Raw genomic sequence first — 8840 nt, 5'->3', positions numbered from 1 at the left:
TCCAATCAGAGACTTCAAATAACTTAGCGGATGAATCACCACAAGCACAAGAAATCCAAGAAGCAAAAAAAGAAACAGTAGCAAAAGATAAAAAACAGGAAGAAACAGAAGCACTTGAAGCACAACGCCGAGCAATCCAAAATGAATCAGCAACAAATCATTTATCTAATCCAACTGTAAGTCATCAAGCTCAACACAACGAAAATGAGTCACAAGCTTCTAAAATTGCATCAGCTGCGAGAACTAAGCAATCTAAGTTAAAAGATAATAAAGAAGTAGCTAATAAAACTCAAAAATTATTTGAAGAGTCACCAATATCATCTTCAAACTATAGTAAAGTACCTAATTTAATAACTAAAAATAATAAATCATTTAATAAAGATGAAGAAAAAATAAAAAATAAACAAACTCATCAAGAAGCTAATTTTGAAAAGGGAGCTATTACTCACCAACCATCCCAAACAAAATCAAATCAAAAAAATAATAATAAACAGAAAAATAGAGATAATAATCAAAAGCATAAAAATAATAATAAACAGAAAAATAGAGATAATAATCAAAAGCATAAAAATAATAATAAACAGAAAAATAGAGATAATAATCAAAAGCATAAAAATAAAAATAAAACACCTAAGCAACACCAAAGAGCTGAAAAGACAAATAGAAAAATAGAAAAACGTACATTTAATGATTAATATTCTTTAAAAGAGCAGTGTAATAATTTACATTGCTCTTTTAGTTCTTTATATAGTATTATAAATTATATTAATTTTAACAATTCAGAAATGTTTGAAAATTTATTCTGATTATAGTTGAACATTTTTAATGTAATTGTTAGAATACTATCTAAATACAATTATTTTACCGCTTTAAAGTAATATAATTAAGTATAGTAAAATTTATTGAGGTGATTATGAATGTCTGCAAAGTTAGAACAATATAGAGAAGAGATAATTTCAATTAATAATCAAATTCTTGACTTATTATCAAAAAGAGGGGAATTAGCTCAAAAAATAGGAGAAGAAAAAATTAAACAAGGTACTAAAGTTTATGATCCTCAACGAGAAAAAGAAATGATTAATGAATTAATGGATCGAAATAATGGGCCATTTAACGATAACGTAATTAAGCAATTATTTAAAGAAATCTTTAAAGCGTCTACTGATTTACAAAAATCGGAAAATGAAAAACACTTATATGTTTCAAGAAAATTAAAACCAGAAGATACAATTGTTAAATTTGATAATGGTGGAATTATTGGGGATGGAAATAAATCATTTGTATTTGGCCCTTGTTCTGTTGAATCTCAAGAACAAGTTGATGCAGTAGCTCGTGATTTACAAGCCAAAGGTGAAAAATTCATTAGAGGCGGTGCGTTTAAACCAAGAACATCACCATATGATTTCCAAGGATTAGGAATTGAAGGGTTAAAAATATTAAAAAATGTTAAAGATAAATTTAATCTTAACGTTGTTAGTGAAATCGTAAATCCAGCTGATTTCGAAATTGCTGATGACTACTTAGATGTCTTTCAAATTGGTGCAAGAAATATGCAAAATTTTGAATTGCTTAAAGAAGCAGGACGTACTAATAAACCAATCTTATTAAAACGTGGTTTATCAGCTACTATTGAAGAATTTACATTTGCAGCTGAATACATTGCTTCTCAAGGTAATAAAAATATTATCCTATGTGAACGTGGTATTCGTACATATGAAAAAGCAACGCGTAATACACTCGATATTTCTGCTGTACCTATCTTAAAACAAGGTACTCATTTACCAGTAATGGTTGATGTTACTCATAGTACAGGACGTAAAGATATTATGTTACCAACTGCAAAAGCAGCGCTTGCAGTTGGTGCAGATGGAGTAATGGCGGAAGTACATCCAGATCCATCAGTTGCTTTAAGTGATAGTGGACAACAAATGGATTTAAATGAATTTGACAAATTTTATAATGAATTAAAGCCATTAGCTGAAATGTACAATTCTAAACAACTTAAATAGTAAAAGAAGTATATTCTAATAAACTATAGAACAATATAGAAAAATTTTATTTCTATATTGTTCTTTTTAAGTTAAGATGAATAGTTTTACTTTATTTATTATTAAATTTAATAACTAAAATTTGACATAATTGTGAATATAAGTCTTATATATTTGACACTTTACTAATTTATGATAAACTTTGAAAATGAAATGAAAGCACGTTATAATAATAAATAAAACGCTTACAAGGAGGAAATTATGACTGTAACTATATATGATGTAGCTAGGGAAGCCCGTGTATCTATGGCAACTGTATCACGGGTAGTTAATGGCAATCAAAATGTAAAACCAGAAACACGTAAAAAAGTAAATGACGTTATTAAAAAACTAAATTATAGACCAAATGCAGTTGCAAGGGGACTAGCTAGTAAACGTACAACTACAGTAGGCGTTATTATACCTGATATATCTAATATTTATTATTCTCAACTTGCTAGAGGTATTGAAGATATTGCAACAATGTATAAGTATCACTCTATTATTTCTAATTCAGATAATGATCCAGAAAAAGAAATTTTTAATAACTTGTTAAGTAAACAAGTAGATGGCATTATCTTTTTAGGTGGTACAATTTCTGATGAAATTAAAGATTTAATTAATCATTCTTCAGTTCCTGTAGTGGTATCTGGAACAAATGGTAAAGATGATAATATCGCATCTGTTAATATCGATTTTGCTAAAGCTGCTAGAGAAGTTACAGAACACCTTATCAAAACAGGCGCAAAAGATTTTGTACTTGTAAGTGGAGATTATTCTAAAAAGGCTCAAGAGGATGTACTAAGTGGTTTAAAAGATGTTTTAATCCAACATCAATTAAAATTAAATAATACTGTAGAATTATCAGGCTCTGAAAGCTACAAAGATGGAGTGAACGTCTTTAAAGAATTAAAAAATAATTTACCAGATGCTATACTATCTATTAATGATGAACAAGCAATTGGTATTTTGCATAGTGCTCTTGATGCTGGAATAAAAGTTCCAGAAGAACTACAAATTGTTAGTTTTAATAATACACGCTTAGTAGAAATGGTTCGCCCTAAACTATCTAGTGTCATTCAACCATTATATGACATCGGAGCAGTAGGTATGCGTCTTCTTACTAAATATATGAATGAAGAAGATATTGAAGAACCTAATGTAATCTTGCCACACAGAATTGAATATCGAAATACTACTAAATAAATTAATATGAATATCATAAACCTGGGACATGATGAGCTGTTCCAGGTATTTTTAATATATTGACAGATGATGACTAATTTAAAAATACACTACCAAAATTTTTTTAATATTAGCGGGGCCTCAACAAAGAGATTTTTTAAAAGAAAATCGACGAACAACGCAAGTTGGGGAAAGGGGCAGAAGAGAAGACCTAATCAAAATGAATTCTAATCCACTCTTATTTTTTGAATGGATTATTATAATTTAATTATGTAAACTTATATAATTTATAAATTATTTGTAAACGCTGTCAATTATTCGACATATATTTATTTGTTAGTTATTATTAAGTTGTAAGGTGATTTGGGTATTTATTTCTAAATATCTTATTACATAAAATTTATTTTAAACGAGGGGTTGAAATAATTTGGCACATTTATCAGATTTAGATATTGCTAATCAATCAGAATTAAAACCAATTGGAGATATTGCAAAAAAAGCAGGTATACCTGAAAATGCTTTAGAGCAATATGGACATTATAAAGCTAAAATTAATATCAATCAAATTCAATCAAAGGGAGAAAAGGGTAAAGTTGTCTTAGTGACTGCAATGAGTCCTACACCAGCTGGTGAAGGTAAATCAACAGTAACAGTGGGCTTAGCTGATGCTTTAAATGAATTAAACAAAAATGTTATGGTCGCTTTACGTGAACCTGCTCTAGGTCCAACTTTTGGTATTAAAGGTGGCGCTACTGGTGGGGGATACGCACAGGTTTTACCTATGGAAGATATTAATTTACACTTTAACGGGGATTTCCATGCTATTACAACAGCGAATAATGCATTATCAGCATTTATAGACAATCATATTCACCAAGGTAATGATTTAGCAATTGATGTACGTCGTGTTGAATGGAAACGTGTACTTGATATGAATGATCGAGCATTACGTAATGTTATCGTTGGGTTAGGTGGACCAACTAATGGTGTTCCACGTGAGGATGGTTTCAATATCACTGTAGCATCTGAAATAATGGCGATTTTATGTTTAGCTCGTAATATTAATGATTTAAAAGAAAAAATTAGCCGTATTACAATTGGTTATACTCGTGAACGTAAACCAATTACTGTTGCAGACTTGAAAGTAGAAGGCGCGCTTGCAATGATACTTAAAGATGCGATTAAACCTAATTTAGTACAAACTATTGAAGGAACACCAGCACTTGTACATGGTGGACCATTTGCAAATATTGCTCATGGTTGTAACTCAATTTTAGCAACTGAAACTGCACGTGATTTAGCAGATATTGTTGTTACTGAGGCAGGTTTTGGTTCAGATTTAGGTGCTGAAAAATTTATTGACATTAAAGCACGTGAAGCGGGCTTTGAACCTTCTGCAGTTGTTTTAGTAGCTACTGTTCGTGCATTAAAAATGCACGGTGGTGTTGCCAAAGATAGTCTAAAAGAAGAAAATGTTGAAGCAGTTAAATCCGGTATTGTTAATTTAGAGCGTCATGTTAATAATATTAGAAAATTTGGAGTAGAACCTGTTGTTGCTTTAAATGCATTTGTAAATGACACTGAAGCCGAAACTGAAGCAGTTAAATCTTGGGCTAAAAAAAATAATGTGCGAATTGCTTTAACAGAAGTATGGGAGAAAGGTGGTAAAGGTGGCGTAGATCTAGCTAACCAAGTTCTTGAAGTTATCGATCAACCACAAGAATTTAAATTCTTGTATGATTTAGATCAATCATTAGAAGACAAAATTGAAACAATTGTAAAAGAAATTTATGGTGGTTCTTCAGTAACATTCAGTAAAAAAGCTAAAAAACAATTAAAAGAATTTACCGACAATGGATGGGGTAAATATCCAATTTGTATGGCAAAAACACAATACTCATTTAGTGATGATGCAACTGCTTTAGGTGCACCAACTGATTTTGATATAACTATCAGAGAATTAGAAGCTAAAACAGGTGCTGGGTTTATTGTTGCATTGACAGGTGCCATTATGACAATGCCTGGATTACCTAAAAAACCAGCAGCGTTAAATATGGATGTTACGGATGATGGTCATGCAGTAGGATTGTTCTAATTTAGATTAAAGAAAAAACGTTTGCGACTTTGATTGTCTCAAACGTTTTTTTCTTAACTGACAAACTTCGTCATTTAATTAGTAAAAAACTTGTAACATGTTTAAACTATATAGAATATTAATTGGTTCATTGGGGCTTAGTTAATAATTGATCATATATAGCATATTGTTTTGCTTGTTGATATGTCTTTTTATTGATTACACCTTCGACTAACATTCGTTTTAATACATAATGTTGACGGTCTATACTAATTTTAACTTCGCTATAAGGCTTTAAATCACCATTATCTTTATAAGGTGTATACATATATGGGCTTTGCAATAAGCCAACAAGATAAGCAGATTGTGCAACATTTAACTTGGATGGAGGAACACCAAACAAACTATATGAAGCAGAGGCAATTCCAGTTATATTTGCACCATTATAATCACGACCAAACGGAACAATATTTAAATATGTATAAATAATTTCATTTTTAGACAATATCTTTTCAAGACGCATCGCCAGTATAATTTCATTTGCCTTACGACTATATGTCTTTTTATTAGTTAAGACTTGATTCTTTATTAATTGTTGTGTAATCGTACTTCCGCCAGAACGAGAATCTAAACTTAAAACATCTTGTATCATTGCTCTTATTAACGCTTTTGGTAAAATTCCATCATGTTTAAAGAATAATGTGTCTTCGGAAGACGTTAATGCTTTGATAACATTTGAACTTACATGTTTTGGACCAACAATGAGAGAGTTTTGAGAATGATCATACTCAGTTAAAATATTATTATTATGATTTAAAATCTCATCACCTGAAAAGTGAATTACACGACGTTTTAATTCAGCATCACTTATATTTGAAGCTTCTTGAGTGAGATGATGAAAATACAAGACAGTTCCAAGAATAATAAGTATAGAACCTAAAAGCATGATACTTAAAAGACCTACCATAATATGTTTAACAAATTTATAGTATTTTTCAAAAATTTTAAATTGAAAATCTTTAAATATTAATTTCATGGTAGACCTCCTAAAATTTAAATACAGTATATCATATTTAGTATATTTGACTTTTAGAAGAGGTTTTTTTATAATTATTATCAATTCAATATGTATTGAATAAGAGGAGAAGTAATATATAAGTAACTTATCAGAGAGTTAGTGGATGCTGTGAACTAACATTTATTTATGTATGAATACACCTCATACCTAGTTATTCAACGTTTATTAGTGAGCGTATCATTAATAGAGTGAACAATTCTAATTGAATTGTTAAGTATGGTGGTAACGTGCATAAGCGCCCTTACATTTTTTGTGAGGGTGCTTTTTTATTTAATAAAAATAATTTACAGGAGGATATAAATATGTCAAATGCATTACTTGAAGAATTACAATGGAGAGGTTTAATTTATCAACAAACTGATGAACAAGGTATTGAAGATTTATTAAATAAAGAGCAAGTAACATTGTATTGTGGCGCAGATCCAACTGCCGATAGTTTACATATTGGTCACTTATTACCATTTATGACATTACGTCGTTTCCAAGAACATGGTCATCGTCCAATAGTGCTTATTGGTGGGGGAACTGGTATGATTGGAGACCCATCTGGTAAATCCGAAGAACGTGTATTACAAACCGAAGATCAAGTAGCAAAAAATGTTGAAGGCTTAAGTGCTCAAATGCATAAATTATTTGAATTTGACACAGATAAAGGAGCTGTATTAGTTAATAATAAAGATTGGTTAAGTCAAATCTCGTTAATTAGCTTCTTACGTGATTATGGTAAACATGTAGGCGTCAATTATATGTTAGGTAAAGACTCAATTCAATCACGTTTGGAAAATGGAATTTCTTATACAGAATTTACGTACACTATTTTACAAGCTATTGACTTTGGACACTTAAATCGTGAACTTAATTGTAAAATTCAAGTTGGTGGTTCTGATCAATGGGGTAATATTACAAGTGGTATTGAGTTGATGAGACGTATGTATGGTCAAACAGAGGCTTATGGTTTAACTATTCCTTTAGTTACAAAGTCTGATGGTAAAAAGTTTGGTAAATCAGAATCTGGAGCTGTTTGGTTAGATGCTGAAAAAACAACACCGTATGAATTTTATCAATTTTGGATTAATCAATCTGATGAAGATGTAATTAAATTTTTAAAATATTTTACTTTCCTAAGTAAAGAAGAAATCGATCGACTTGAACAATCTAGAGATGAATCACCACATTTACGTGAAGCTCAGAAAGCACTTGCTGAAAATGTAACGGAATTTATACATGGTAAAGAAGCACTTGATGATGCAATTAGAATTTCAGAGGCATTATTTAAAGGAGATTTAAAATCTTTATCAAGTAAAGATATTAAAGCAGGTTTTAAAGAAGTACCACAAGTTGAAGTGTCTAAAGCGACAACTAACATTATTGATGTTTTAATTGAATCTGGAATTGCTTCTTCAAAACGTCAAGCAAGAGAAGATGTAAATAATGGAGCTATCTATATTAATGGTGAAAGAGAACAATCTGTTGATTATGACTTAACAGATGAAGATAAATTTGACAATGAATTTACAATTATTCGTCGCGGTAAGAAAAAATACTTCATGGTAAATTACAAATAATCGTTAATATGAAATGAATACATTGAAAAAGAGTCCGGGACATAAAGTTTCTGGATAAGTGAAAAAGGCAATTTCTATTGAAATAATATAGAAATTGTCTTTTTTATAAATTTTTTTGATTATTTTTAGCTCATTGAGCTGTTACTTTTCTCATATTAAGTGCCATTAGCACAAATCCTAGTTCTCTTTTGGCTTTATTTATCCCTCGAACGGAATTCGAATGAAACCTAAAAAAGCCTTCATAAATCCAAAAACAGGCTCCACATCATTTTTTTGACTGTATATAGTTTTTGGTTCTGAAAGCTTTTATTAATTTGGGCTTTAAATATTCCCAATTATAATTTTTTATTCATTTTTGAATTGAATTTCATGTATTGGTGTTTCAGAGGACATTTTGAACAATCATTATATTCATATAATTTGAAGTCTCTCTTAAATCCATATTTATCATGACGACAGGCGTATCTTTTAAAACCGAGTCGCTTATTGTTTGGACAAATGTATTCATCGTTAATTTCGTCGTAATCCCAATTTTAAGTGTTAAAGATGTCACCTTTATATTTTTTAGTTTTATCTTTTATAAACATACCGTAGGTTATAAGCGGTGTCCGATTAAAATCATCTATAATTGCCATATAATTGGGTTCGCTACCATAATCTGCGTCACCTACAATATATTCAGGTAAATGACTGTATTTTCGGATAGTATGATGTTGCCCCACGATGATGTCTGAATTCATCGAATTTAGTCTTAGGAATGGTTTCTACAATATCATTTGCTTGTCGTGAAATATCATTTGTGGGTATAAGAATTGACGTTTCCATTGGTAGAGGAAGTTGAGTCATGTTTTAATCTTTATACATAAGGCACCTCGTTAATTTAGTTTAGTGATATTTATTAAATTATACGA

Annotated in this window: 6 protein-coding genes and 2 pseudogenes; 5 read left to right on the top strand and 3 right to left on the bottom strand. The window is 30.2% G+C overall.

Features of this window, described 5'->3' with window-relative positions; genetic code table 11:
• The 4 genes and pseudogenes from AC2FB1_RS06555 to AC2FB1_RS06540 form a co-directional block, all read left to right on the top strand.
• Positions 1 to 695, top strand: a pseudogene (locus AC2FB1_RS06555) (hypothetical protein); the annotation flags it as partial.
• 222 nt (positions 696 to 917) lie between these two features.
• Complete coding sequence (locus tag AC2FB1_RS06550; protein ID WP_490674474.1) at positions 918 to 2009, top strand: bifunctional 3-deoxy-7-phosphoheptulonate synthase/chorismate mutase; 1092 nt, start codon at positions 918 to 920, stop codon at positions 2007 to 2009.
• 240 nt (positions 2010 to 2249) lie between these two features.
• A complete protein-coding gene (ccpA, locus tag AC2FB1_RS06545; RefSeq protein WP_490674473.1) occupies positions 2250 to 3233 on the top strand; it encodes a catabolite control protein A in 984 nt (327 codons plus the stop codon).
• Between the two features lie 406 nt (positions 3234 to 3639).
• On the top strand, positions 3640 to 5307 hold the full coding sequence (locus AC2FB1_RS06540; protein ID WP_490674472.1) for a formate--tetrahydrofolate ligase: 1668 nt from the start codon (positions 3640 to 3642) through the stop codon (positions 5305 to 5307).
• A 127-nt stretch (positions 5308 to 5434) separates the two neighbouring features.
• Here the strand turns inward: AC2FB1_RS06540 and AC2FB1_RS06535 are convergent, their stop codons facing one another.
• Positions 5435 to 6322, bottom strand: a complete 888-nt coding sequence (locus AC2FB1_RS06535; RefSeq protein WP_490674471.1) for a transglycosylase domain-containing protein — start codon at positions 6320 to 6322, stop codon at positions 5435 to 5437.
• Positions 6323 to 6666: 344 nt separating this feature from the next.
• Here AC2FB1_RS06535 and tyrS point away from each other — a divergent pair, with 344 nt between their 5' ends.
• On the top strand, positions 6667 to 7929 hold the full coding sequence (gene tyrS, locus AC2FB1_RS06530; RefSeq protein ID WP_490674470.1) for a tyrosine--tRNA ligase: 1263 nt from the start codon (positions 6667 to 6669) through the stop codon (positions 7927 to 7929).
• Here the strand turns inward: tyrS and AC2FB1_RS06525 are convergent.
• Both AC2FB1_RS06525 and AC2FB1_RS06520 read right to left on the bottom strand, forming a co-directional pair.
• Positions 7910 to 8624 (bottom strand): annotated as a pseudogene (locus tag AC2FB1_RS06525) (transposase); the annotation flags it as partial. The gene tyrS and the pseudogene AC2FB1_RS06525 sit on opposite strands and share 20 nt — an antisense overlap.
• Positions 8608 to 8775 (bottom strand): hypothetical protein, encoded by a 168-nt coding sequence (locus AC2FB1_RS06520; RefSeq protein ID WP_490674469.1) that lies wholly within the window; start codon positions 8773 to 8775, stop codon positions 8608 to 8610. The gene AC2FB1_RS06520 and the pseudogene AC2FB1_RS06525, both read right to left, overlap by 17 nt.
• Positions 8776 to 8840 lie beyond the last annotated feature (65 nt).

This window comes from Staphylococcus sp. CoH_129_LAB_1, from assembly GCF_058191515.1.
Note: the sequence above shows the minus strand (reverse complement) of the source record. Positions and strands in the feature narration are given on the sequence as shown.